This window comes from Streptococcus suis (assembly GCF_046032535.1).
GTDB lineage: Bacteria > Bacillota > Bacilli > Lactobacillales > Streptococcaceae > Streptococcus > Streptococcus suis_AK.
The window spans coordinates 1-23,720 of record NZ_JARQPL010000028.1 but is presented as its reverse complement, the minus strand read 5'-3'; the positions used below and the strand labels follow the sequence as shown (position 1 = coordinate 23,720).

Below are 23,720 nucleotides of genomic sequence, written 5' to 3'. Positions count from 1 at the left end.
CGCAGGCTCTGGCTTGCGATTTTGTTTGTTGATTTGTCTACAATTTCCAGTAGACCTATGACAAACTACTGGGCCTATGGTATAATTAAAGACATGTATAGTCAGAATGAAAATGAATTGATTGCCATTGGTGAGAGAATTGGAAAAGCCTGTAAGCCAAATCAAGTTCTAGTATTATCAGGGGATTTGGGTGCTGGGAAAACAACTCTGACCAAGGGTTTGGCCAAGGGTTTAAAAATTGAACAGATGATTAAGAGTCCTACTTATACGATTGTGCGAGAGTATGAGGGGACCATGCCACTCTATCACTTAGATGTTTATCGAATTGGAGATGACCCTGACTCGATTGATTTGGATGATTTTCTCTATGGAGGAGGTCTAACGGTTATCGAGTGGGGAGAATTGTTGGATGCAAGTCTATTGGATGACTATTTGCTCATTCGTATAGAGAAAGAGGGAGATGGTCGACGATTGACAGTCGAATCTCATGGAGATCAAAGTAGCGATTTAGCGAAGGAGTTCCAAAATGTCTGAAAAAGAAGTGTATTTTAGTGAAGCTGAACCAGCTGATGCAGCAGCTTTTATTGATTTTATGAATCAAGTTGCTAGAGAAACGGATTATCTGGTCATGGATGAGACTGGTTTTCGATTTAGTGTTGATGAAATGGAGACCATCTTCGAAGCAGGAATTGAAAATCCTCGTGAACTGTGCCTGTTGGCTAAGGTTGGTTCGGAAGTCGTCGGCGTAATTTCTGTTAAGTCCTCTAAGCAGTTTCGCATTAGCCATATCGGAAATATTTTTATTGCAGTAAAAAAAGCCTACTGGGGTCACGGTCTAGGGACGATTTTACTGGAGGAAGTATTGCATTGGGCAAAGGAAATGGATGTATTGAAGCGTTTGGAATTAACGGTTCAGGTTCGCAATGAGGCGGCAGTACATTTATACCAAAAACTAGGATTCAACATTGAAGGAACCCAGATACGTGGGGCTAGAACAGATGAAGGAGAATGGCTTGATCTTTATTATATGGGCAAGTTAATTGGTGAAGTATGACAATTGGAAAAAAAATATTCTTAATGTCTTTGGCTATTGTTGGTTTAACACTAGGTGCCGGCTTAATATATGGTGCCAGCTTGTTAAATTTTTCTACAGGTGCTATTTCAAAAACCTATAAGCAGCTAGATGGAGAAAATGAAATTACTCCTATTGATGCGACAGAGCCCCTAACCATCCTACTGATGGGGGTGGATATGGACCAAGCGACCCGCGGGGGAGATTGGGAGGGTGGCCGTAGTGATTCGATGATTTTGGTGACGGTCAATCCTCAGACAAAGGAAACCAATATGATGAGCTTGACTCGTGATATTATGGTTGAGATTGCAGAAGCGAACGGGGAGTCTTCAGGAACGGTTGAAAAACTAAATCATTCTTATAGCTACGGACAGGCACCGATGGCCATTGCCACGATCGAAAAGATGATGGATATTAACATTGACCATTATATTGAAATAAATATGGATGGTCTGGTTGAGCTTGTTGATGCGGTTGGAGGCATTGAGGTAAACAATACTCTTGGCTTCCCTATATCCATTTCAGAACATGAGCCTGCCTACACCTCTATTGTCCAGCCGGGGCAACAGTTGGTAAATGGGGATCAGGCGCTGGTTTATGCTCGGATGCGCTATGATGATCCTGAGGGGGATATCGGACGTCAGAGACGCCAACGAGAAGTTATCACGGCTATTATAAAAAAACTCCTTCAGTTAGATGGTTTGACCCAGTATAAGAAGATTCTGACTGCCATCTCCAATAATATGCGAACCAACATTGAGATTAGTCCTGCGACAATTCCAAGCCTCCTAGGTTATAAAGACTCGGTCTCTAAGTTGAATTCCTATCAGTTGCGCGGTGTGGACCAAATGGTTGATGAAATCTATTATCAATTACCAACCAGTGAACATCTATTGGAAATGCAAAATATTCTGAAAAAATCTATCGGCTTAGAAGAAAAGACCGACTTAGTCACAAACGTGAAGGTCTACGAAGGACAGATGGGATTGCCAAGTCCAATAAACGTTTATGATGTATATACAAATCTCTTGCTGTTAGAAGCAAGTCCATGGGCAGAAAGTTTGGATCCAGAAATAGGGAGTCCATCGGCTACTACGACTGTGATAACAGAAGAGCAGGTAACCGATTTTTCAACAGAGCCAGTACTTGGTGATGAAAACGGGTCACAATAATGTTGTCATTCAGTTTTTCTTTTATTATAGTCATTTGAATTAACTTTGATACATCGTCACTTTTATAGTACAGCCTGCACCTCAGTTCCTTGTCTGAAAGCTAATTCATTCGACTATACTTTGACGAGCGAGTATAAAAGCCTATAAAAATAGAGGTTGCAAACAACCTCTATTTTTATATATTTGGAAATTCCCTATGTCAGGGAGTGCTATTCTCATTCTGGTATTTTTTGAGAATCTGTTGGATTTCTTCCAAGTTTCCTGCAATACTTTGCTGATAGACTCGAGTCTTATATTGTAAGTCAGAAGCCATTTCCTGCAAGGGTTCTTGAAAACTTTGGATAACGGCAAGTTGTTCCTGAATATTGTCCTTGCTCAGTTGAATATCTGATAGAAGTTGTTTGGTTTCCTGTACTTCTTTAGCGATTTTATCCCGATGCGTGACTGCAAGGAAGCTGGCGGTAGCGGCGCTTACGGCTAAAATGATATTACGAAGTTTCATATTATTCTCCTAGATAGAGATCTTGTGCCAGTTGAGCCAGGGCTGGGAAGTCAGGGTCGTTGGCTTTAAATTGAATGCTCAATCCATCTTGATTGTTAAAGCGTGGTAAGAGATGGATGTGTGTATGAAAGACGGTTTGTCCAGCGGCCTCCTCGTTATTATTAACGATGTTTAGACCACTAGCTCCAAGTTTTTCTTTTAACTGACGAGCGATGGTTGGCACAACAGAAAAGAGTGTGGCTGCAGCTTCTTTATCCATATCAAGCACGTTTCGGTAGTGTTTTTTAGGGACAACCAATGTGTGTCCTTTTGTGACCTGAGTGATGTCTAAAAAGGCTAATACTTGGTCATCTTCGTAGACTTTTGAAGCTGGTATTTCTCCAGAGATAATTTTGCAAAAAATACAATCCGACATAATGGCAACCTCTTTCTAGGATTTTTGTTATAATAATTATATCAAATTGTAGGAAGAAATGTATGTTAGAAGTAAAAAATGTAACTGGGGGATATGTCAATATCCCAGTTTTGAAAGATGTATCTTTTACCGTTGAGGATGGTCAATTAGTTGGTCTAATTGGTTTAAATGGTGCAGGGAAATCAACGACTATTAAGGAAATTATCGGTCTTTTGACCCCCTATCAGGGACAGATTGCAATTGACGGCCTAACTTTGCTACAAGGGGCTGAAAACTACCGGAAGAAGATTGGGTTTATCCCTGAAACACCAAGTTTGTATGAAGAACTAACCCTCAAAGAGCACTTGGAAGTGGTAGCAATGGCCTATGATTTATCCTGGGAGCAAGCTTGGGGACGTGTTGAGCACTTGTTAAAACTGTTTCGCTTGGATGAGAAATTGGACTGGTTTCCTGTCAATTTTTCAAAGGGAATGAAGCAGAAGGTCATGATTATTTGTGCTTTTATGGTGGAGCCGAGTCTGTTGATTGTTGATGAGCCTTTTCTGGGATTAGACCCTGTGGCTATCTCTGATTTAATCGCTCTTTTGGAGGAAGAAAAATCTAAGGGCACTTCAATCCTCATGTCCACTCACGTTCTTGACTCAGCTGAGAAAATGTGCGACTCTTTTGTGATTTTACATCAGGGACAGGTCCGTGCAACTGGAAATTTGGAGGAGCTACAAAGCGCATTTGGTATGGATGGTGCAAGTCTGAACGAAATTTATCTGGCCTTGACGCAAGAAGGAGTGGCTGGATGAAAGAATTGTTTCAACAACGCCGACTAGATTTTTTAAATCGTTGTTCCAAGTATCTGCGCTATGTTCTGAATGACCATTTAGTTTTGGTTCTCATGGTTTTACTAGGCTTTTTGAGTTTGCAATACCGTCAATTATTGTTGTCATTCCCTGAGAATCCGTTGCCGATTGTTTTTGTGGTTATTGCAATCAGTCTACTGGTACTAGTGTCCGGAAGAATTGCGACCTATCTAGAAGAAGCTGATCAAATCTTCCTATTGACCAAGGAAAAAGACATTCTGCAAGGACTCGAGGTTGCAGCCAGACGCACGGTCTTGTTTTGGTCCTCTATACAGGTGGTGGTTCAGCTTGTTTTGTTACCAATCTATTTGAAACTAGGTTTACCGGTGTGGATGATTGTAGCTGGTCTTCTTACTTTGTTGGTTTTAAAATGTCTTTTTGTCAAGCGCCAATTAGTGGCTTATCAGTCACAGGGAGTATTGGATTGGTCTAAGGCTATTCAAGATGAACAAAAAAGGAAACAGTCTATTTTACGTTTCTTTGCCTTATTTACGACGGTTAAAGGAATCAGTACGACTGTTAAACCGAGAAGCTATCTCAATGGAATCTTGCGTCTTGTCAAGTCGAGACAGACTTGGTTTTATCTCTACTTACGGGCTTTCTTGCGTTCAGGAGACTACTTGGGCTTGACGATACGTCTACTGTTGTTGGCGATTTTGTCCTTATTTGCCATTGAAGAATCGTGGTTATCCATCGGCTTAGTTTTAGTCTTTCATTATTTGCTTGTCTTCCAGTTGTTGGGGCTTTACAAGCATTATGATTATCAATATATAACACAACTGTATCCTTTGGAGAAAGATTCCAAGAAAATCGGTCTTCAGAATTTGCTTAGAGTGATTTTATATAGTCTATTACTGGTGGAATTGGGCTTTGCTCTGCTATTTTCTAAAGAGAATGCGATGGTAGTCGTCTTACTTCTCGTGGGGATTTTCTTGCATGAAATATATTTGCCTCTAAAATTAAAAAAATTGATTGACTAAATAGACGAAAATTAGTAAAATAGTAAGGAATTTTTAAAGGAGGAAAGGCATGCAGTTTGATACCAGTGGGCTACAATTACAGTCTATTGCAGGAAATAGTGGCAAAGCGTTTAAAGGCCTACGGTCAGACGGAACGCCAGTCTTTGTGAAGTATGAGATGCCTCCGATAGTGTCTGCTCTTGCGCGTGAGCAAATTACACCACCCGTTTTGTCAGCAAATCGTGAAGTAGGAATGGGGCATCGTGTAGAGCAGGAGTGGTTGAATGGTCGTACCTTGGAGCGTCAAGATATGACTAGTAAACAGATTCGTCAAATACTGGTGAGAATGCACTATTCTCGCATTTTGCTCAATCAGGCTTTGCAGATGAATTATACCTATATGGAACCTCAGGATTTGGTTTATCGTTGGCAAAAAGAGGCGCCAACTAGATTGGGACAGAATTCTTATCTGCAATCTATCTGTCAAGATTTATTGAATAATCTACCAAGATTCCGTCAAGAGGTGGCAACATTTGTTCACGGAGATTTGCATCATAGTAACTGGGTAGAAACGACGTCTGGTTTGGTGTATTTGACAGATTGGGAGACCGCTTGTGTAACGGATCGGATGTTGGATGTTGCCTATATTTTGACGCATTATATTCCTCGTCAGTCCTGGGAAGAGTGGCTTCGGGCTTATGGCTACAAATATAACAGCACAGTATTAAATAAGGTTTATTGGTATGGCCAGCTTGGCTATCTAAACCAAATAGCTAAGCATGTAGAAAGCTACAATGTTTTGGCTGCAAATAAAGAAATTTATGCTCTACGGCAATTCCGTCAGAGTTTCTATAAGGAAGTATGAGAGTTAGAAATCGTAAGGGAGCGAGTGAGCTTCTAGCAAACAATCCCCAGTATGTTATCTCCAATCCAGAGGAATGTAAGGGGAAATGGGCAGAGATTTTTGGAAACAATAATCCTATCCACATAGAAGTTGGTTCTGGTAAAGGTCGCTTTGTCACTGGTATGGCTGCGCAAAATCCAGATATTAACTATATTGGTATTGATATTCAGATGACCGTGTTAAGCTATGCCTTGGACCGTGTGCTTGAAGCTGGCTTGCCAAATATAAAATTATTGCAGGTGGATGGTTCGAGTTTGACCAACTATTTTGCACCTGCGGAGATTGATCAACTCTATCTGAATTTTTCTGATCCATGGCCTAAGAAACGCCATGAAAAACGTAGATTGACCTACAAGTCCTTCTTGGATACCTATAAGGAAATTCTACCTGAAAATGGGGAAATTCATTTCAAGACGGATAACCGTGGTTTGTTTGAGTATAGTCTGGCTAGTTTTTCTCAATATGGCATGGTCTTGAAGCAAGTTTGGCTAGATTTGCATGCGGATGGTTTGGAAGGTAACGTTATGACAGAGTATGAGGAGAAATTCTCAAACAAGGGTCAAGTCATCTATCGTGTGGAAGCACAGTTTCAATAATTCCCTTAGTGGAAAATGAGGAGAGGTCTAACAGAGACCTTTTTCCTTTACAAATAGGGATAGATATGATAGAATAGTGTAAGTGAATAATGAGAAAAGGGGTTGGCGTCAGTCAACCCTTTCCCTGTACACGGATTTCTGTATATAGAAATGAAGGATAGTACAAGGGAGTTTACTGTCAAAGGAAATAGAGAGTCCTGGATAGTGCGAACTATTTGAGTAATGTATTTCTAGCGACTGTAAAAATAGGAGGTGTTTATGTCATCAATTATTGAATTGGTCACAGCAGCAATTACCCCCGCTATTCAAACTCCTTACGAGTTGGTGGATGTGGAATATGGTAAAATGGGCGGTGACTATGTCCTATCGATTTTTGTCGATAAGGAGGGTGGAATTTCCCTTCAAGATACGGCAGATTTATCCGAAAAGATCAGTCCGATTTTGGACACTATCAAGCCAGACCCATTTCCAGACCAATACATGCTGGAGGTAACAAGTCCAGGTTTGGAGCGTCCTTTAAAAACGGCAGATGCTGTTGAGAAGGCGGTTGGAAAGTACATCCATGTCAAGCTCTATCAGGCAATTGATAAAATCAAGGTTTTTGAAGGAACGTTGCTCTCCTTTGATGGAACAGACCTGATTATGGAGTATATGGATAAAACTCGTAAGAAGGAAGTGACTATTCCTTACCAGACGGTGGCTAAGGCCCGTTTGGCTGTTAAGTTATAATGCTCTTTCATGAGTATTTTATAAAGATATTAGACTTTAAGAAAGGACCTTTTGAGCGCAAAAGGAAAACAACATGAGTAAAGAAATGCTAGAAGCCTTCCGTATTTTAGAGGAAGACATGGGTATTAACAAAGCGGATATCATTGATGCAGTTACAGAGTCGCTTCGTTCAGCTTATAAACGCCGTTATGGTCAATCAGAATCAGCAGTGATCGAATTTGACGAGAAAAAAGGCGATTTCCATGTATTTACTGTTCGTGAAGTAGTAGATGAAGTATTTGATAGCCGACTAGAAATTAGTCTAAAAGATGCCTTGGCTATTTCATCAGCTTATGAAATGGGTGACAAAATTAAATTCCCAGAAGATCCAGCGGAATTTGGTCGTGTAGCAGCCCAATCAGCTAAGCAGACCATCATGGAAAAAATGCGCAAACAAAAGCGTGCCATTACCTTCAATACCTACAAGCAACATGAAAATGAGATTATGTCAGGTACGGTAGAGCGTTTTGATAATCGCTTTATCTATGTCAACCTTGGTACGATTGAAGCACAATTGTCAAAACAAGACCAAATTCCTGGTGAGGTTTTCCAATCTCATGATCGCATCGAAGTCTATGTCTACAAGGTAGAAGACAATGGTCGTGGGGTGAACGTATTTGTCAGCCGTAGCCATCCAGAAATGATCAAACGTCTCATGGAACAGGAAATTCCAGAAGTATACGATGGAACAGTTGAAATCATGAGTGTTGCCCGTGAAGCTGGAGATCGTACGAAAGTGGCTGTTCGTAGCCATAATCCAAACGTAGATGCTATTGGTACTATCGTTGGTCGTGGTGGTTCAAATATTAAGAAAATCACTAGCAAATTCCATCCAGCTCGTTATGATGCTAAGAATGACCGTATGATTCCTACTGAGGAAAATATTGACGTTATCGAGTGGGTAGCAGATGAAGCGGAATTTATCTACAATGCCCTTGCACCTGCTGAGGTTGACCAAGTATTGTTTGACACGGAAGATGGGAAACATGCTACAGTCGTTGTACCAGATGATAAGTTGTCATTGGCAATTGGTCGTCGTGGCCAAAACGTTCGTTTGGCAGCGCATTTGACAGGATTCCGTATCGACATCAAGTCAGCATCGGAGTATGAAGCTTTTGAAGCAACTCAATATGCAACAGACGAAGTTGTAGAAGAAGTCGCAGAAGAACAAGAATAAGGCAAAAGGAGCAACCATGGCAAAAGCTAGAAAAATACCCTTGCGCAAGTCTGTGGTGTCCGGTGAAATCATCGACAAGCGGGATTTGCTCCGTATTGTAAAAAATAAAGAAGGTCAAGTATTTATCGATCCAACAGGCAAGGCAAATGGTCGTGGAGCTTACATCAAGCTTGACAATGATGAGGCAAGCCAAGCTAAGAAACGTCGTGTCTTCGATCGTTCCTTTAGTATGGAAGTGGCCGAAGAATTTTACGATGAATTAATTGCCTATGTTGATCATAAGATCAAGAGGAGAGAACTTGGACTCGAATAAGAGACAGAAAATCTTAAATTTATTAGGTTTAGCCCAGCGAGCTGGTCGCCTGGTTTCGGGTGAGGACCTGGTTGTTGAAGCTATTCAAAAAGGGCAGGCAAAGTTGGTGTTTTTAGCCGAAGATGCTGCTGGAAATTTAAGTAAAAAAGTAACAGATAAAAGTCATACCTATCAAGTAGAAGTTGTAACAGTGTTTTCAACACTGGAATTGAGTGCAGCTGTCGGCAAGGCTAGAAAAGTTCTTGCAGTGACAGACGCTGGATTTACAAAGAAGATGAGGTCTATTATGGAATAGAACAGGAGGACAAGGCATTGTCTAAGAAGAGATTGAATGAAATAGCCCGTGAATTAGGCGTAAGCAGTAAGGAAGTTGTTGCTAAGGCTCAAGAATTGGGTTTTGAAGTCAAAAGTCATGCTTCAAGCGTAGATGAAGCAAGTGCTAAACGTCTTGCAGAAAGCTTTGGGGGACAAAAATCAGAGGCAACTAAAGTTGCGGCAAAAGTTAGCAAGCCTGAGAAGGTTGATGAAACTCCAAAAGTGGAAACAGCTAAGGTAGAAAAAGCTAAGGAAACACAGCCAGTAGTAAAAGAAGAAGTTGCGGCAAGTGCGGTACAATCAGCTCCACATCGTCCACAGAGTCGAAACTTTAAGGCAGAGCGTGAAGCACGGGCCAAAGAGCAGGCTGCTAAGCGAGCTCAGGGTCAAGGAAAAGGTGGTCAAGCTAAATCTGGTCAGGACCGTCGTGACAACCGTCAACAAGGTCAGGGACGTTCAAACAATGAGCGAAATGATCGCCGCGATAATAGACGTGAACAGGGTTCAGATAAACGAAAGGACAATCGTTTTGGGGACCGTCGCGATAATCGTGATAACCGTTCAGGTCAGTCAGCTCGCTTTGAACAAAGAGCGGCTGCAAAACCAGCAGGACCTAAAATTGACTTCAAAGCGCGTGCTGCTGCTTTGAAAGCAGAACAAAATGCGGAGTATGCTCGTACCAGTGAAGAACGTTTTCGTCAGGCTCAGGAAGCTAAAAAGCAACCTAAGAAGCCAAAAGAAATTAAGTTTGAAGAACCGGTTGTGGAAAGCAAACCATTTGTGAAGCCTGCACCTGTTGCATCGGTACCAGAGCAAGTTGCAGAAACTACTGTAGATACCCGTCGTAAGAAACAAGCTCGACCAGATAAAAAACGTGACTTTAATGGTGACGAAGAAGATGGTCCACGGAAACAACAAAGAAATCGAAATAGTCAAAATCAAGTGAGAAATCAAAGAACAAGTAACTGGAATAACAATAAGAAAAATAAAAAAGGCAAGGCAAACCAACCTGCCAAACCTGTCACAGAACGCAAGTTCCACGAATTGCCAACTGAATTTGAATATACTGCTGGCATGACCGTCGCAGAAATTGCAAAACGAATCAAACGTGAACCTGCTGAAATTGTGAAAAAACTCTTCCTTATGGGAGTTATGGCGACTCAAAACCAATCTTTGGATGGAGATACTATCGAACTCCTCATGGTTGATTATGGTATTGAAGCGAAAGAAAAGGTAGAGGTCGATAACGCAGATATTGAGCGTTTCTTCGTAGAAGAGGGTTACCTCAATGAAGAAGAGATGACAGAACGCCCACCTGTTGTGACTATCATGGGACACGTTGACCATGGTAAAACAACCTTGTTGGATACCCTACGTAATTCTCGTGTTGCTACTGGGGAAGCTGGTGGTATCACACAGCATATCGGTGCCTACCAAATTGAGGAAGCTGGTAAGAAAATTACCTTCTTGGATACTCCAGGACACGCGGCCTTTACTTCTATGCGTGCACGTGGTGCATCTGTTACCGATTTGACCATCCTAGTCGTTGCAGCAGATGATGGTGTCATGCCACAAACGATTGAGGCTATCAACCACTCAAAAGCCGCTAATGTGCCAATCATTGTAGCTATCAACAAGATTGACAAGCCAGGTGCAAACCCAGAGCGTGTCATCGGTGAATTGGCTGAGCACGGTGTTATCTCAACCGCTTGGGGTGGAGAATCTGAATTTGTAGAAATCTCAGCTAAGTTTAACCAAAACATTGATGAATTGTTGGAAACTGTTCTTTTGGTTGCTGAAATCCAAGAACTGAAGGCAGACCCAACTGTTCGTGCGATTGGTACAGTTATCGAAGCGCATTTGGATAAAGGGAAAGGTGCGGTTGCAACCCTCCTCGTTCAACAAGGGACACTTAATGTTCAAGACCCAATCGTTGTCGGTAATACCTTCGGACGTGTTCGGGCTATGACCAATGACTTAGGTCGTCGTGTCAAGGTGGCTGGACCATCTACACCGGTTTCGATTACTGGTTTGAACGAAACACCGATGGCTGGTGATCATTTTGCGGTCTATGAAGATGAAAAATCTGCGCGTGCTGCCGGTGAAGAACGTGCTAAACGTGCTCTTCTTAAACAGCGTCAAGCAACGCAACGAGTTAGTCTTGAAAATCTCTTTGATACCCTTAAAGCAGGTGAGGTTAAGTCAGTTAATGTGATTATCAAGGCCGACGTACAAGGTTCAGTTGAAGCTCTTGCATCATCGCTTCAAAAGATTGAAGTCGAGGGAGTACGTGTCAATATCGTCCACTCCGCAGTTGGTGCTATCAATGAATCAGATATTACTCTTGCGGAAGCTTCAAATGCTCTTGTGATTGGTTTCAACGTTCGTCCAACAGCTGAAGCGCGTAACCAAGCTGAAGCAGATGATGTTGAAGTACGTCTTCACAGCATCATTTACAAGGTTATTGAAGAGATGGAAGATGCCATGAAAGGTATGCTTGATCCAGAATATGAAGAAAAAATCATTGGTGAGGCAATCATTCGTGAAACCTTCAAGGTATCCAAAGTTGGAACGATCGGTGGTTTCATGGTCGTACGTGGTAAGGTTACCCGTGATTCAAGTGTTCGAGTTATCCGTGATGGTGTTGTAGTATTTGATGGTAAACTAGCTAGTTTGAAACGCTATAAAGATGACGTGAAAGAAGTTGGTAATGCCCAAGAGGGTGGTTTGATGATTGAGAACTACAATGACTTGAAAGTTGATGATACCATTGAAGCTTACATCATGGAAGAAATCAAAAAATAATATTTTCTCACTGTCAAAGTCATAGACAAGTGATTTTGTCGAGGAAGTGACAATTTAATAGATTTTAGTAGGTTTTAAAGCAATAGTTTTTAATCTACTTGGATTATTCAAGCTGGGGAAACTCAGCTTTTCTATCATCTAAGAAAGGAAAGAATATGGCGAATCATTTTCGTACAGACCGTGTCGGGATGGAAATCAAGCGCGAAGTCAATGAGATTTTGCAAAAGAAAGTTCGTGATCCACGTGTGCAGGGAGTGACCATTACAGATGTTCAGATGGTCGGCGATTTGTCAATGGCCAAGGTTTACTACACAATCATGAGTAATTTGGCATCCGATAATCAAAAAGCACAAACGGGTCTTGAAAAAGCGACGGGAACCATTAAGAGAGAACTTGGTCGTAAGTTAACTCTTTATAAAATTCCGGATTTGGTCTTTGAAAAAGACCAATCAATTGAGTACGGCAATAAAATTGACCAAATGTTGCGTGCTCTTGATCAGAAAGATTAACAACAAAAGTCGGATGGAAACATTCGGCTTTTTCTGGTTCGGATGCTTTGTCCAAATATGGTGGCGTTTACAAGCCCTCGGAAAGATGTTATACTAAGACCAAAGATAGAGCACAGGAGGAAGTTATGAAAACATTTATTAGTAAACTGCTGTTAGTGTCCACGGTAGTACTATTAGCTGCTTGTCAGTCTAATCAGGTAAAAGGTGGTGAGAGTTCTAGTTCTAGTGCTTCAAGCCAAGTTTCAGATGGTTCTAGTTTGCAGCAAGCGTCAACAATAGCATCTAGCTCCGAGACGCAAGCATCCTCAGTGACCACTCCTGAGCTAAGTGAAGTATACCAATCAGTTATTGATCGTTATCAAGCGAATATGGGGCAGCCTGCTGAGGCAATCAATCAGGATGAGGTCAGTAGCTATCTGAGCTTATTAACTAGCCAGGGGCAAGAATACAGTGGAATATTTTATAGTTTGTATGATGTCAACCATGATGGTACAGAGGAGCTGCTTCTAGCTTTGGACAAGTCGGGAGAATATGTCTTAATTGACCTCTATACTCAGCTTGCCGAAGAGAGTCTACGTTTGGTGGATAATTTCCGCAATCTTGGATTTGAAATTGGACCGAACGCCCTACTTCGTCCTTTACAGGATGGAACATACTTATTTGAAGGAGCTGGTATTTTTCGCATTTATCAATACAATGCGATGATTCCAGGTTTAAAACGGATTTCTGAATCAGATACCAATCCTGAAACTTCTCCCTTGCTTGAGTTGAAAAGCTTGCATTGGGTTAAGCTATAGATTTTATCAATGATTATTCCTCGGCTGGGTTTCCCGGCCTTTTGTAGTTTCTAAGAACTTTAAGTTTTCTTTTGGTAATCTTTAATCTTTCTTTTAGGAAGGAAAGGTAAACTAGGAGCATATCAGGAAGGGATACGACTTCCTAAAGAAAGAAAAGGAATCTACATTATGAAAACAAATCTTAAAAAATTACTTTACTCTGGTGTTACTCTTATGAGCCTTGGTGTCTTAGCAGCATGTTCATCTACTTCAAGTTCAACGACTACTTCAAGCTCAGCAGCAACTAGTCAGACAAGTGTAGCGACAACTTCAAATAATAGCACTTCATCAGATTCAAGCTCGTCAACTATTGACTGGTCAGCCCTTCCAACGACAGAAGTGACGCTTTCAAATGATGGCTTGAAAATTACTGAGGGTGGAACCTATATTTTGACTGGTTCAACAACAGCTGGTGTAACGGTTGAAACAGATGCCAATGTTCGCATCATTCTAGCAGGTGCTGAGATTTCAAGTTCTGATAACGCGGCTATCAATGTGATTAAGGCAGACAATGTTGAATTGGAAATCAAAGATGGTACGACGAATACAGTGAAAGATACCAGCAATCATACAGACACCAATATTGAAGGGGCTATCCATGTTGAAGCTGATTTGACCATCACTGGTAATGGTAGCCTGACCGTTGAAGGCAACTTCCAAGACGGCATCGTATCGACAGATGACCTTGTCGTGAATTCAGGAAACATTACCGTCACTGCAGTGGATGATGGTATCCGTGGTAAGGATTCATTGACAATCAATGGTGGTACAATCAATGTAACGGCAGGTGGTGATGGTATCAAGTCTACAAATGATACAGATACTACCAAAGGTTATACAACTATCACAGGTGGTGATATCACTGTGAAGGCAGGCGATGATGCTATTAAGGCAGAAACGGCACTGACAATTGATGGAGGTACGATTGCTGTTCCAGAATCAGTAGAAGCCTTGGAAGGAACTAATATCACTATCAACGGTGGTACAATTGATGTCTATGGTTCAGATGATGCCATCAACGCGTCAAGTACAACTTCATCTGATATCTATATCAAGGTAACTGGTGGTGACTTGAAAGTTGCGGTTGGTAGTGGGGATACAGATGCCTTTGATGCCAATGGTAATCTCTACATTTCTGGGGGGACTATTGCTGTAACAGCACCAACATCAGCCTTTGACTTTGACGGTACTGCTGAATTGACAGGAGGTACTGTGACAGTTAATGGTGAGCAGATTACTCAAATCACGGCGACAGGACCTGGCGGTCGCGGTGGCTGGTAATCAATAATAATAATACAAAAAGGTCTGTGTTGACGAACTCAGACCTTTCGTTTGCTTTCCATGTTGGGAAGATTGATTTTGTATTTAATTACCAATAGTCGAATGATTAAAGAAATGGTAAAAATAGTGATGAAAGTTGGAATTTGTGGTAATTTCCAATTTACAACGCAAAGATGATAGAGGACTCCTGAGAAAAATGCAAGGACAGCATAGACATCTTCTTTAAGAACAATGGGTGTTTCATTGACGAGTAAATCACGGGCGATTCCGCCTCCGACACCTGTTAAAGCTGCCAGAATACCACTGGTTAGAGCGTTTAGCTGGAGAGAGATGCCAGTACTGGCTCCAATGAGGGCGAAGATGGCTAGACCGATTGCATCAAAGATAAGGTTTGTCTGGGAAAGGAAATGAATCATCTTCATATCAAGTGGTTTGTCCTGCTTTAGATTGATAACAATCAAGTACATGCTAATCGCTACTCCGAGAGATAAATAGATGGCTGTAGGATCAGTCAAGGCGGCAGGAATGCGATTGGCCATCGTATCTCGAATAATTCCCCCACCAACGGCGGTAATGATACCGAGCAAGCTAATTCCAAAAATATCTAACTTTTTCTTAAATCCTTTTACGGCCCCCGAAACAGCAAATGCAATAGTGCCTATGTAGTTACAAATCATAAGAAATAAATCGAATTCCATAAGAACCTCCGTACCTATATTAACAGAAAGAAAGACGGCGTGCAAGCTTATTTAAAGTTTGTGAAAAAAGTTTCAAACAAGTAAAGTGAATCTTTTGAGGATTTGTGAAAAAACGCACTAAATCAAGGTTTTCACGAAAATTTCTGTAAAAAGAAAACGGTTCAATTACTTGCCATTTGTGAAATATTGGTCTATCATAGTACAGAAAGAGAAAAACCTTTGGAGGAAATTATGGTATCTATCTCAAAAGAACAACATTTGGATATGTTCCTAAAAATGCAACAAATCCGTGATGTTGATATGAAATTAAACAAATTAGTGCGTCGCGGTTTCGTACAAGGTATGACTCACTTCTCAGTCGGTGAAGAAGCTGCGGCTGTTGGACCTATTGCTGGATTGACAGATGAGGACATCATCTTCTCACACCACCGTGGTCACGGTCACGTTATTGCAAAAGGTATTGATATCAACGGTATGATGGCTGAGCTTGCTGGTAAGGCAACAGGTACATCTAAAGGCCGTGGTGGTTCGATGCACTTGGCAAACGTGGAAAAAGGAAACTTTGGTTCAAACGGTATCGTAGGTGGTGGTTATGCCCTTGCGGTGGGTGCGGCCCTTACGCAACAATACCTCGGTACAGATAATATCGTTATTGCCTTCTCAGGTGATTCAGCTACTAACGAAGGTTCCTTCCACGAATCAATGAACTTGGCAGCTGTTTGGAATTTGCCAGTTATCTTCTTCATTACCAACAACCGTTACGGTATTTCAACTGACATTTCTTATTCGACTAAGATTCCTCACCTCTACCAACGTGCAGCAGCATACGGTATTCCAGGTCACTATGTTGAGGATGGTAACGACGTTATTGCCGTTTATGAAAAAATGCAAGAAGTCATCGAGTACGTTCGTGCAGGAAATGGTCCTGCCATGGTCGAAGTTGAATCGTACCGCTGGTTTGGTCACTCAACTGCCGACGCAGGTGTTTACCGTACCAAAGAAGAAGTTAACGAGTGGAAAGCAAAAGACCCACTTAAGAAATACCGCAAATACTTGACAGAGAACAAGATTGCGACAGACGAAGAATTGGATGCTATTGAAGCACAAGTGGCAGAACAAGTAGAAGCATCTGTGAAATTCGCACAAGAAAGCCCAGATCCAGACATCTCAGTAGCATATGAGGATGTGTTTGTAGACTAACGTAAGAAGTTTGACTAAGCTCTAAAGAGCAAGTCAAACTACGGTAGCCACTATGGTGGACTACCTACTTACCTCACTAACTTCGCCTATTCAGCAATATCGGCTGAATAGTCTCCGTGTCGTAAGTAACGTAATCAGTTTGACTAAGTTCTAAAGAAGCAAGTCAAACTAGGGTAGCTCGAGTAGCTATGACGCTTGATTACAATGAAGTAATTGATTGTTTTCTATATTTTACTTGTTACAGTAAAGATAAATTGATATAAATTAGGAGTAAAAAATGGCTGAAACAAAAGTAATGGCCTTGCGTGAAGCGATTAACTTGGCTCAAAGCGAAGAAATGCGTAAGGATGAAAAAGTATTCTTGATGGGTGAAGACGTTGGTATCTACGGCGGTGACTTCGGTACATCTGTTGGTATGTTGGACGAATTTGGTCCAAAACGCGTTCGCGACACGCCTATCTCTGAGGCGGCAATCGCTGGTTCTGCAGTTGGTGCAGCTCAAACAGGTCTTCGTCCAATCGTTGACTTGACTTTCATGGACTTCGTAACAATTGCCCTTGATGCGATTGTTAACCAGGCTGCCAAAACCAACTACATGTTTGGTGGTGGTTTGAAAACTCCTGTAACCTTCCGTGTGGCTTCAGGTTCAGGTATCGGTTCAGCGGCACAGCACTCACAATCTCTTGAAGCTTGGTTGACCCACATTCCAGGTATCAAGGTGGTTGCACCAGGAACAGCTAACGATGCAAAAGGTCTTTTGAAATCATCTATCCTTGATAACAACCCAGTTATCTTCTTGGAGCCAAAAGCTCTTTATGGTAAAAAAGAAGAAGTTAACTTGGACCCAGATTTCTACATTCCACTTGGTAAGGGTGAAATCAAACGTGAAGGTACAGATGTAACCATCATTTCATACGGTCGTATGTTGGAGCGTGCCTTGAAAGCAGCTGAAGAAGTAGCTGCAGAAGGCATCAGCGTAGAAGTAGTTGACCCACGTACCCTTATCCCATTGGATAAAGAATTGATCATCGAATCTGTGAAGAAAACTGGTAAGGTTATCTTGGTTAACGATGCTTATAAAACAGGTGGTTTCATCGGTGAAATCGCATCAATCATCACAGAAAGCGAAGCCTTTGACTACTTGGATGCACCAATCATCCGTATCGCTTCAGACGATGTACCAGTTCCTTACGCAAACATTCTTGAAAACGCAGTATTGCCAAACGTAGAGAAAATCAAAGCGGCAATTTATAAGCAAGTAAACAAGGGTTAAGAATCATGAAAGGACGGGCAACCGTCCTAGCCCTGTTTGAAAGAGTGTAACCAGAATTTGACTCGACTTGATACAACGGTCTGGTTTATTGGTTACGTAAGAAACTGAAAGAAAGGAATTGAACCCGTCCGGAAAACTCGGAAAAAAGATAATTCGCTACGAAAATGAGGATTTTCTATTTTTCAATCGTTTTCTGTTCGGACTTGGTATCTTAATAATGGCTATTGAAATCATTATGCCTAAGCTCGGTGTGGACATGCAAGAAGGTGAAATCATCGAGTGGAAAAAACAAGAGGGCGATTTCGTCAACGAAGGCGACGTCATCTTGGAAATGATGTCTGACAAGACCAGCATGGAGCTGGAAGCAGAAGAGTCAGGCGTCCTATTGAAAATTGTTCACGGAAACGGTGCTACCGTTCCTGTAACAGAAGTTATTGCCTACATCGGTGCAGAAGGTGAGACGGTTGAAGCCGGCGCTTCATCTGCTCCGGCTGTTGAACCAGCAGCGGCTATTGAAGAAGTACCTGCAGGTCGTACGCCAGTAATCGTTGCTCCTGCAACTGCTGCCAAACCACAAGGTGGTGGCAAGGTTCGTGCGACTCCAGCAGCACGTAAATTGGCGCGTGAGCTTGGAATCGACTTGGGTCTTGTTCCAGGAACAGGTGCTAACGGTCGTGTCCACAAGGTTGACGTCGAAGACTTCAAGGGTGCAGCTCCTAAGGCAACACCGCTTGCAGCTCGTATCGCAGCAGATCAAGGTGTTGACTTATCAACTCTTACTGGTTCAGGTGTCAACGGTAAGATTGTCAAGAACGACGTTCTTGCAGTACTTGCTCCTGCAGCTGTAGAAACTGCTGCTCCAGCACCGAAAGCTGAAGAGAAACCAGCTAAAGAATTGCCAGAAGGTGTTGAAATCATCAAGATGAGCCCAATGCGTAAGGCGATTTCAAAAGGTATGGTCAACTCTTACTTGACGGCTCCAACCTTTACGCTTAACTACGATATTGACATGACTAACCTCATGGCACTTCGTAAGCAAGTCCTTGAGCCAATCATGAACAAGACTGGTTTGAAAGTAACCTTTACAGACTTGATCGGTCTTGCGGTTGTTCGTACTTTGATGAAAGAAGAACACCGTTACATGAACGCATCTTTGATTAACGATGCACAAGAAATCGAGTTACACAAGTTTGTCAACCTTGGTATCGCAGTAGGTCTAGATGATGGCTTGGTGGTTCCAGTTGTTCACGGCGCAGATAAGATGAGCTTGTCTGACTTTGTGGTGGCTTCGAAAGATGTCATCAAGAAGGCACAATCTGGTAAATTGAAGGGGGCTGAAATGTCAGGATCAACCTTCTCTATCACCAACTTGGGTATGTTTGGTACTAAAACCTTTAACCCAATTATCAATCAACCAAACTCAGCAATCCTTGGTGTAGCAGCAACTGTTCAAACTCCAGTAGTTATTGATGGTGAAATCAAAATCCGTCCAATCATGGCACTCTGCTTGACCATCGACCACCGTATCATTGATGGTATGAATGGTGCTAAGTTCATGGTTGACTTGAAGAACTTGCTGGAAAACCCATTGGAATTGTTGATCTGAGATAAGATGCAAAAGGCGTTAAGAAAACCGTATGAAAATAGGAAATCAACGATGTGCCTTGAGGCACGAGGCGATTTATCTTTTTCAATAGTTTTTTAGCCTGTGCTCAATTTGGTAAAGAGAAAAAATAAAGAAAGGGAATAAGAGCGAGAGAGTTTTAGCAATTGAACCCGAGCGGAAAGCTCGGAAAAATAGATAAATCGTTTAGAAAATCAGGATTTTCTACGATTTCCTAATTTTTCAGTCGCTTTCTCTTCGCTCTTTGTATCATAATTATGGCAATTGAAATTATTATGCCGAAACTTGGTGTAGATATGCAAGAAGGCGAAATCATCGAGTGGAAAAAACAAGAGGGTGATTTTGTCAACGAAGGCGATGTTATCTTGGAGATGATGTCAGACAAGACAAGCATGGAATTGGAAGCGGAAGAATCAGGTGTTCTTTTGAAAATCGTTCACGGTAACGGTGCAACTGTTCCTGTAACAGAAGTCATTGCTTACCTTGGTGCAGAAGGTGAAACAGTTGAAGTGGGTGCTGCACCTGCTCCAGCTGAGGTTGCACAAGCAACTGCCGACTTGAAAGCAGCTGGTTTGGAAGTGCCTGTAGCTCCTGCAGCAGCTCCACAAGCTCCTAAGGCTGAATTGGCGGCAGACGAATATGACATGGTTGTTGTCGGTGGTGGTCCTGCTGGTTACTACGCTGCCATTCGCGGTGCTCAATTAGGCGGTAAAATCGCTATCGTTGAGAAATCAGAATTCGGTGGTACTTGCTTGAACAAGGGTTGTATCCCAACTAAGACCTACCTCAAAAATGCTGAAATCCTTGACGGCTTGAAGATTGCGGCTGAGCGTGGTATCAACCTTGCTTCAACCAACTACACAGTTGATATGGACAAGACAGTTGACTTCAAGAACAAGGTTGTGAAGACATTGACTGGTGGCGTTCAAGGTCTCTTGAAAGCTAACAAGGTAACAATCTTCAACGGTCTTGGTCAAGTAAACCCTGACAAGACTGTTGTTATCGGCGACAAGGTTATCAAAGGTCGCAGCATCGTTCTTGCAACAGGTTCGAAAGTATCACGCATCAACATCCCAGGTATCGATTCTAAGTTGGTATTGACTTCTGATGATATTCTTGACTTGCGTGAAATTCCTAAGTCACTTACTGTTATGGGTGGTGGCGTAGTCGGAGTAGAACTTGGTTTGGTTTACGCATCATACGGAACAGAAGTAACAGTTGTTGAGATGGCAGACCGTATCATTCCAGGTATGGACCGCGAAGTGTCTGTTGAATTGCAAAAAGTCCTTTCTAAGAAAGGTATGAAATTCTTGACCTCAGTTGGTGTATCTGAAATCGTCGAAGCCAACAACCAATTGACAATCAAGTTGAATGACGGCTCAGAAATCGTTTCTGAAAAAGCCCTCCTTTCAATCGGTCGTGTACCACAATTGGCTGGTCTTGAAAATCTTAACCTTGAATTGGACCGCGGTCGTATCAAGGTCAACGAATACCAAGAAACATCTATCCCAGGTATCTACGCACCAGGTGATGTAAACGGTACTAAGATGTTGGCACACGCTGCTTACCGTATGGGTGAAGTGGCAGCTGAAAATGCGATCCACGGCAACCACCACAAGGCTAAATTGGACTTCACACCTGCAGCGGTTTACACACACCCAGAAATCGCTATGGTTGGTTTGACAGAAGACCAAGCTATCGAGAAATACGGTAAAGAAAACATCCTTATCGGTCGCAACAGCTTCACTGGTAATGGTCGTGCAATCGCTTCTAACGAAGCACATGGTTTTGTAAAAGTTATCGCTGAGAAGAAATACCATGAAATCCTTGGTGTTCACATCATCGGTCCAGTTGCAGCTGAAATGATCAACGAAGCAGCAACTATCATGGAATCTGAGTTGACAGTTGATGACGTGGCAGCATCAATCCACGGTCACCCAACCTTCTCAGAGGTTATGTATGAAGCCTTCCTTGATGTGCTTGGAGTGGCGATTCACAACCCACCAAAACGTAAATAATAAGAGCGTCTAAAATACAATAGAAAGACAAGTCTTGGGGCTTGTCTTTTGTTATCGTTTCCACTATAATAAAAATTAGTTAACAATAAAGGAGTTTCGCATGAAATACATCGTAAACAACAGCAACGACCCAGCTTACAACATTGCCCTCGAAGCCTACGCTTTCAAGGAATTAACAGATATTGACGAAATTTTTATTCTCTGGATTAATGAGCCTGCCATCATTATCGGTAAGCACCAGAATGCCATTGAAGAAATCAACAAGGAATTCACAGACGAAAAGGGCATCCATGTTGTTCGCCGTCTGTCAGGTGGTGGCGCTGTCTATCATGACCTCAACAACCTCAACTACACCATTATCTCAAATAAGGCAGACGAGGGAGCTTTTGACTTCAAAACCTTCTCCAAGCCTGTCATTGATACCCTTGCCACGCTGGGTGTAGAGGCCAATTTCACCGGCCGTAATGACCTGGAAATCGACGGCAAGAAAATCTGTGGTAATGCGCAAGCCTACGCCAAAGGTCGCATGATGCACCACGGTTGCTTGCTCTTTGATGTGGATATGTCAGTCCTCGCAAGTGCCCTCAAGGTCAGCAAGGACAAGATTGAATCCAAGGGTGTCAAGTCAGTCCGTGCCCGTGTGACCAACATTAACAACGAATTGCCAGAGAAGATGACAGTCTTGGAGTTCAAGGATGCCATTCTCAACCAGATGAAGCAAGAATACCCAGACATGGATGAGTATGTCTTGTCAGAAGATGATTTGGCTCGTATCCAAGAAATCCGTGATACCCAGTTTGCGACTTGGGATTGGACCTACGGTCAAACACCAGAATACACTGTGGAGCGTAGCGTTCGTTACCCGGCTGGTAAAATCACAACCTACATCAAGGCTGAAAAATCAGTCATCGAATCTATCAAGATTTACGGAGATTTCTTCGGAATTGGTGATGTATCGGACATTGAAGACTTGTTGGTCGGTACTCGCTACGAGTATGCAGATGTTCTTACCAAATTGCAAGAAATCGACACCACGCACTATTTCTCACGCATGACAACAGAAGAAGTAGCAAAAGCGATTGTAGCTTAATCCATAGGGCTGCCCTTTGTTTGGGCAGTCTTTATTTTTTGTGAAAATGTTTTCGGCAAACTGTTTTCACTTGCACATTTTCTATATTATGGTATAATTATTTTCTGTGAGTATCCCTCACTTACTCGTGGCTAGACCATGAGTCATTAGACCAAAAGGAGGAACATATCAATGGCTAAATACGAAATTCTTTATATTATTCGTCCAAACATTGAAGAAGAAGCTAAAAACGCTTTGGTAGCACGCTTTGACTCTATCTTGACTGACAACGGTGCAACTATCGTTGAATCAAAAGCATGGGAAAAACGTCGCCTTGCATACGAAATCAAAGATTTCCGCGAAGGTTTGTACCACATCGTTAACGTTGAAGCTAACAACGATGAAGCTCTTAAAGAGTTTGACCGTTTGTCAAAAATCAACGGCGACATTCTTCGTCACATGATTGTCAAACTTGACGCGTAAGAAGGTGTTGTATGATTAATAATGTAGTATTGGTTGGTCGTATGACCCGTGATGCAGAACTTCGTTATACTCCGTCTAATCAAGCTGTTGCGACTTTTACTTTGGCGGTTAACCGCAATTTTAAAAATCAAAACGGTGAGCGTGAAGCGGACTTTATCAACGTAGTCATTTGGCGTCAACAAGCTGAGAATTTGGCGAATTGGGCTAAGAAAGGTGCTCTGATTGGTGTTACAGGTCGTATCCAGACTCGTAGCTATGACAATCAGCAAGGGCAGCGTGTCTACGTTACTGAGGTAGTTGCAGAAAGTTTCCAACTCTTGGAAAGCCGTACTGCCCGTGAAGGTCAAGGTGGAGGCTATTCAGCTGGCAACTCGTTTGCTGGAGGAAATGACTATAACTCACCATATCAAGCACCTGCACAATCTACACCAAACTTCGCTCGAGAAGAAAGTCCATTTGGAGCAAGCAATCCAATGGACATATCAGACGATGACCTACCATTCTAGGTCTGAAAATAATAATATAAAGGAGAACACACATGGCTCAACAACGTCGTGGCGGTTTCAAACGCCGTAAAAAAGTTGACTATATCGCAGCTAACAAAATTGAATATGTTGATTACAAAGATACTGAGCTTCTTAGCCGTTTCATTTCTGAACGTGGAAAAATCCTTCCACGTCGTGTAACTGGAACTTCAGCTAAAAACCAACGTAAAGTAACAACAGCTATCAAACGTGCTCGCGTAATGGCATTGCTACCATTCGTAAACGAAGATTAAAAAAATGACCCCAACGGGTCATTTTCAGACTGAAGACAAAGTCCTTAGAATTGATTTTCTAAGGGCTTTTCTTCGTATTTAGGAGTATAATATAAGAAA

At 42.1% G+C, this 23,720-nt stretch carries 26 protein-coding genes; 23 read left to right on the top strand and 3 right to left on the bottom strand.

Going from position 1 to position 23,720, the window contains the following annotated elements; all coding sequences use genetic code 11:
• Window positions 1–93: 93 nt before the first annotated feature.
• The 3 genes from tsaE to P7J58_RS08655 are packed head-to-tail and all read left to right on the top strand — an operon-like array spanning window position 94 to window position 2,244.
• Window positions 94–534, top strand: coding sequence for a tRNA (adenosine(37)-N6)-threonylcarbamoyltransferase complex ATPase subunit type 1 TsaE (tsaE, locus tag P7J58_RS08665; RefSeq protein WP_306431617.1), 441 nt, complete (start codon window positions 94–96; stop codon window positions 532–534).
• A complete protein-coding gene (locus P7J58_RS08660; RefSeq protein ID WP_408556137.1) occupies window positions 527–1,054 on the top strand; it encodes an N-acetyltransferase family protein in 528 nt (175 codons plus the stop codon). The genes tsaE and P7J58_RS08660 overlap by 8 nt, the downstream gene beginning before the upstream one ends.
• On the top strand, window positions 1,051–2,244 hold the full coding sequence (locus P7J58_RS08655; protein WP_408556136.1) for an LCP family protein: 1,194 nt from the start codon (window positions 1,051–1,053) through the stop codon (window positions 2,242–2,244). Before P7J58_RS08660 ends, P7J58_RS08655 begins: the two co-directional genes overlap by 4 nt.
• 199 nt (window positions 2,245–2,443) lie before the next feature.
• Here P7J58_RS08655 and P7J58_RS08650 read toward each other — a convergent pair whose 3' ends face one another.
• Both P7J58_RS08650 and P7J58_RS08645 read right to left on the bottom strand, forming a co-directional pair.
• Window positions 2,444–2,746, bottom strand: a complete 303-nt coding sequence (locus tag P7J58_RS08650) for a chemotaxis protein (RefSeq protein WP_099777036.1) — start codon at window positions 2,744–2,746, stop codon at window positions 2,444–2,446.
• Between the two features lies 1 nt (window position 2,747).
• On the bottom strand, window positions 2,748–3,161 hold the full coding sequence (locus tag P7J58_RS08645) for an HIT family protein (protein ID WP_024376433.1): 414 nt from the start codon (window positions 3,159–3,161) through the stop codon (window positions 2,748–2,750).
• Between the two features lie 62 nt (window positions 3,162–3,223).
• On the opposite strand from P7J58_RS08645, the gene P7J58_RS08640 reads away from it, so the two are divergent.
• The 12 genes from P7J58_RS08640 to P7J58_RS08585 all read left to right on the top strand — a co-directional run bounded on the left by P7J58_RS08640 (window position 3,224) and on the right by P7J58_RS08585 (window position 14,478).
• A complete protein-coding gene (locus P7J58_RS08640) occupies window positions 3,224–3,958 on the top strand; it encodes an ABC transporter ATP-binding protein (RefSeq protein ID WP_002942356.1) in 735 nt (244 codons plus the stop codon).
• Window positions 3,955–4,995: an ABC transporter permease gene (locus P7J58_RS08635; protein ID WP_408556135.1), complete on the top strand. Its 1,041-nt coding sequence runs from the start codon at window positions 3,955–3,957 to the stop codon at window positions 4,993–4,995. The genes P7J58_RS08640 and P7J58_RS08635 overlap by 4 nt, the downstream gene beginning before the upstream one ends.
• 49 nt (window positions 4,996–5,044) lie before the next feature.
• Complete coding sequence (gene ccrZ / locus P7J58_RS08630; protein ID WP_002942360.1) at window positions 5,045–5,839, top strand: cell cycle regulator CcrZ; 795 nt, start codon at window positions 5,045–5,047, stop codon at window positions 5,837–5,839.
• On the top strand, window positions 5,836–6,474 hold the full coding sequence (gene trmB, locus P7J58_RS08625) for a tRNA (guanosine(46)-N7)-methyltransferase TrmB (RefSeq protein WP_408556134.1): 639 nt from the start codon (window positions 5,836–5,838) through the stop codon (window positions 6,472–6,474). Before ccrZ ends, trmB begins: the two co-directional genes overlap by 4 nt.
• A gap of 258 nt (window positions 6,475–6,732) precedes the next feature.
• Window positions 6,733–7,203, top strand: a complete 471-nt coding sequence (gene rimP, locus P7J58_RS08620; protein WP_002942369.1) for a ribosome maturation factor RimP — start codon at window positions 6,733–6,735, stop codon at window positions 7,201–7,203.
• 73 nt (window positions 7,204–7,276) lie between these two features.
• Entirely contained in the window at window positions 7,277–8,419 is a 1,143-nt protein-coding gene (nusA, locus tag P7J58_RS08615) for a transcription termination factor NusA (protein WP_029173489.1), read from the top strand.
• 16 nt (window positions 8,420–8,435) lie between these two features.
• Window positions 8,436–8,732, top strand: coding sequence for an RNase P modulator RnpM (gene rnpM / locus P7J58_RS08610; RefSeq protein ID WP_002942375.1), 297 nt, complete (start codon window positions 8,436–8,438; stop codon window positions 8,730–8,732).
• The gene (locus tag P7J58_RS08605) at window positions 8,719–9,027 is read left to right on the top strand and encodes a YlxQ-related RNA-binding protein (RefSeq protein ID WP_002942377.1); all 309 of its coding nucleotides are present in this window, start codon (window positions 8,719–8,721) and stop codon (window positions 9,025–9,027) included. The genes rnpM and P7J58_RS08605 overlap by 14 nt, the downstream gene beginning before the upstream one ends.
• Before the next feature lie 17 nt (window positions 9,028–9,044).
• Complete coding sequence (infB, locus tag P7J58_RS08600) at window positions 9,045–11,852, top strand: translation initiation factor IF-2 (protein ID WP_408556133.1); 2,808 nt, start codon at window positions 9,045–9,047, stop codon at window positions 11,850–11,852.
• 155 nt (window positions 11,853–12,007) lie between these two features.
• On the top strand, window positions 12,008–12,361 hold the full coding sequence (gene rbfA, locus P7J58_RS08595) for a 30S ribosome-binding factor RbfA (protein WP_002942382.1): 354 nt from the start codon (window positions 12,008–12,010) through the stop codon (window positions 12,359–12,361).
• Window positions 12,362–12,486: 125 nt separating this feature from the next.
• Window positions 12,487–13,158 (top strand): colicin lysis protein, encoded by a 672-nt coding sequence (locus P7J58_RS08590; protein WP_408556132.1) that lies wholly within the window; start codon window positions 12,487–12,489, stop codon window positions 13,156–13,158.
• Window positions 13,159–13,326: 168 nt separating this feature from the next.
• Window positions 13,327–14,478 carry a carbohydrate-binding domain-containing protein gene (locus tag P7J58_RS08585; protein ID WP_408556131.1) on the top strand — a complete coding sequence of 384 codons (1,152 nt, stop codon included), beginning with the start codon at window positions 13,327–13,329 and terminating at the stop codon, window positions 14,476–14,478.
• Between the two features lie 38 nt (window positions 14,479–14,516).
• On the opposite strand, the gene P7J58_RS08580 is transcribed toward P7J58_RS08585, so the two are convergent.
• Window positions 14,517–15,176, bottom strand: a complete 660-nt coding sequence (locus P7J58_RS08580) for a trimeric intracellular cation channel family protein (protein ID WP_105146600.1) — start codon at window positions 15,174–15,176, stop codon at window positions 14,517–14,519.
• A 231-nt stretch (window positions 15,177–15,407) separates the two neighbouring features.
• Here P7J58_RS08580 and P7J58_RS08575 point away from each other — a divergent pair, with 231 nt between their 5' ends.
• From P7J58_RS08575 to rpsR, 8 genes are all read left to right on the top strand, one after another.
• Window positions 15,408–16,376, top strand: coding sequence for a thiamine pyrophosphate-dependent dehydrogenase E1 component subunit alpha (locus P7J58_RS08575; RefSeq protein ID WP_024379494.1), 969 nt, complete (start codon window positions 15,408–15,410; stop codon window positions 16,374–16,376).
• A gap of 277 nt (window positions 16,377–16,653) precedes the next feature.
• Window positions 16,654–17,649, top strand: a complete 996-nt coding sequence (locus P7J58_RS08570; protein WP_014638601.1) for an alpha-ketoacid dehydrogenase subunit beta — start codon at window positions 16,654–16,656, stop codon at window positions 17,647–17,649.
• A 217-nt stretch (window positions 17,650–17,866) separates the two neighbouring features.
• Window positions 17,867–19,255, top strand: a complete 1,389-nt coding sequence (locus tag P7J58_RS08565; RefSeq protein WP_408556130.1) for a dihydrolipoamide acetyltransferase — start codon at window positions 17,867–17,869, stop codon at window positions 19,253–19,255.
• A 275-nt stretch (window positions 19,256–19,530) separates the two neighbouring features.
• Window positions 19,531–21,291 carry a dihydrolipoyl dehydrogenase gene (gene lpdA, locus P7J58_RS08560; RefSeq protein ID WP_024409530.1) on the top strand — a complete coding sequence of 587 codons (1,761 nt, stop codon included), beginning with the start codon at window positions 19,531–19,533 and terminating at the stop codon, window positions 21,289–21,291.
• 100 nt (window positions 21,292–21,391) lie between these two features.
• Window positions 21,392–22,381, top strand: a complete 990-nt coding sequence (locus P7J58_RS08555; RefSeq protein ID WP_044764880.1) for a lipoate--protein ligase — start codon at window positions 21,392–21,394, stop codon at window positions 22,379–22,381.
• Window positions 22,382–22,552: 171 nt separating this feature from the next.
• The gene (gene rpsF / locus P7J58_RS08550) at window positions 22,553–22,843 is read left to right on the top strand and encodes a 30S ribosomal protein S6 (RefSeq protein WP_002942403.1); all 291 of its coding nucleotides are present in this window, start codon (window positions 22,553–22,555) and stop codon (window positions 22,841–22,843) included.
• An 11-nt stretch (window positions 22,844–22,854) separates the two neighbouring features.
• Window positions 22,855–23,349 (top strand): single-stranded DNA-binding protein, encoded by a 495-nt coding sequence (locus tag P7J58_RS08545; RefSeq protein WP_002942409.1) that lies wholly within the window; start codon window positions 22,855–22,857, stop codon window positions 23,347–23,349.
• Between the two features lie 32 nt (window positions 23,350–23,381).
• Window positions 23,382–23,621: a 30S ribosomal protein S18 gene (gene rpsR / locus P7J58_RS08540; RefSeq protein ID WP_002939250.1), complete on the top strand. Its 240-nt coding sequence runs from the start codon at window positions 23,382–23,384 to the stop codon at window positions 23,619–23,621.
• Window positions 23,622–23,720: the final 99 nt, after the last annotated feature.

What these genes read in the sequence shown, in the direction of transcription:
- P7J58_RS08565 (WP_408556130.1), top strand. Translation starts at nt 17,867, where the DNA reads ATGGCTATTGAAATCATTATGCCTAAGCTCGGTGTGGACATGCAAGAA.
- P7J58_RS08580 (WP_105146600.1), bottom strand. Translation starts at nt 15,176, where the DNA reads ATGGAATTCGATTTATTTCTTATGATTTGTAACTACATAGGCACTATT.
- trmB (WP_408556134.1), top strand. Translation starts at nt 5,836, where the DNA reads ATGAGAGTTAGAAATCGTAAGGGAGCGAGTGAGCTTCTAGCAAACAAT.
- P7J58_RS08590 (WP_408556132.1), top strand. Translation starts at nt 12,487, where the DNA reads ATGAAAACATTTATTAGTAAACTGCTGTTAGTGTCCACGGTAGTACTA.
- P7J58_RS08575 (WP_024379494.1), top strand. Translation starts at nt 15,408, where the DNA reads ATGGTATCTATCTCAAAAGAACAACATTTGGATATGTTCCTAAAAATG.
- P7J58_RS08585 (WP_408556131.1), top strand. Translation starts at nt 13,327, where the DNA reads ATGAAAACAAATCTTAAAAAATTACTTTACTCTGGTGTTACTCTTATG.
- nusA (WP_029173489.1), top strand. Translation starts at nt 7,277, where the DNA reads ATGAGTAAAGAAATGCTAGAAGCCTTCCGTATTTTAGAGGAAGACATG.
- rbfA (WP_002942382.1), top strand. Translation starts at nt 12,008, where the DNA reads ATGGCGAATCATTTTCGTACAGACCGTGTCGGGATGGAAATCAAGCGC.
- lpdA (WP_024409530.1), top strand. Translation starts at nt 19,531, where the DNA reads ATGGCAATTGAAATTATTATGCCGAAACTTGGTGTAGATATGCAAGAA.
- rpsR (WP_002939250.1), top strand. Translation starts at nt 23,382, where the DNA reads ATGGCTCAACAACGTCGTGGCGGTTTCAAACGCCGTAAAAAAGTTGAC.
- P7J58_RS08655 (WP_408556136.1), top strand. Translation starts at nt 1,051, where the DNA reads ATGACAATTGGAAAAAAAATATTCTTAATGTCTTTGGCTATTGTTGGT.
- P7J58_RS08545 (WP_002942409.1), top strand. Translation starts at nt 22,855, where the DNA reads ATGATTAATAATGTAGTATTGGTTGGTCGTATGACCCGTGATGCAGAA.
- P7J58_RS08660 (WP_408556137.1), top strand. Translation starts at nt 527, where the DNA reads ATGTCTGAAAAAGAAGTGTATTTTAGTGAAGCTGAACCAGCTGATGCA.
- P7J58_RS08645 (WP_024376433.1), bottom strand. Translation starts at nt 3,161, where the DNA reads ATGTCGGATTGTATTTTTTGCAAAATTATCTCTGGAGAAATACCAGCT.
- P7J58_RS08570 (WP_014638601.1), top strand. Translation starts at nt 16,654, where the DNA reads ATGGCTGAAACAAAAGTAATGGCCTTGCGTGAAGCGATTAACTTGGCT.
- rimP (WP_002942369.1), top strand. Translation starts at nt 6,733, where the DNA reads ATGTCATCAATTATTGAATTGGTCACAGCAGCAATTACCCCCGCTATT.
- ccrZ (WP_002942360.1), top strand. Translation starts at nt 5,045, where the DNA reads ATGCAGTTTGATACCAGTGGGCTACAATTACAGTCTATTGCAGGAAAT.
- P7J58_RS08650 (WP_099777036.1), bottom strand. Translation starts at nt 2,746, where the DNA reads ATGAAACTTCGTAATATCATTTTAGCCGTAAGCGCCGCTACCGCCAGC.
- tsaE (WP_306431617.1), top strand. Translation starts at nt 94, where the DNA reads ATGTATAGTCAGAATGAAAATGAATTGATTGCCATTGGTGAGAGAATT.
- P7J58_RS08555 (WP_044764880.1), top strand. Translation starts at nt 21,392, where the DNA reads ATGAAATACATCGTAAACAACAGCAACGACCCAGCTTACAACATTGCC.
- rnpM (WP_002942375.1), top strand. Translation starts at nt 8,436, where the DNA reads ATGGCAAAAGCTAGAAAAATACCCTTGCGCAAGTCTGTGGTGTCCGGT.
- P7J58_RS08640 (WP_002942356.1), top strand. Translation starts at nt 3,224, where the DNA reads ATGTTAGAAGTAAAAAATGTAACTGGGGGATATGTCAATATCCCAGTT.
- rpsF (WP_002942403.1), top strand. Translation starts at nt 22,553, where the DNA reads ATGGCTAAATACGAAATTCTTTATATTATTCGTCCAAACATTGAAGAA.
- P7J58_RS08635 (WP_408556135.1), top strand. Translation starts at nt 3,955, where the DNA reads ATGAAAGAATTGTTTCAACAACGCCGACTAGATTTTTTAAATCGTTGT.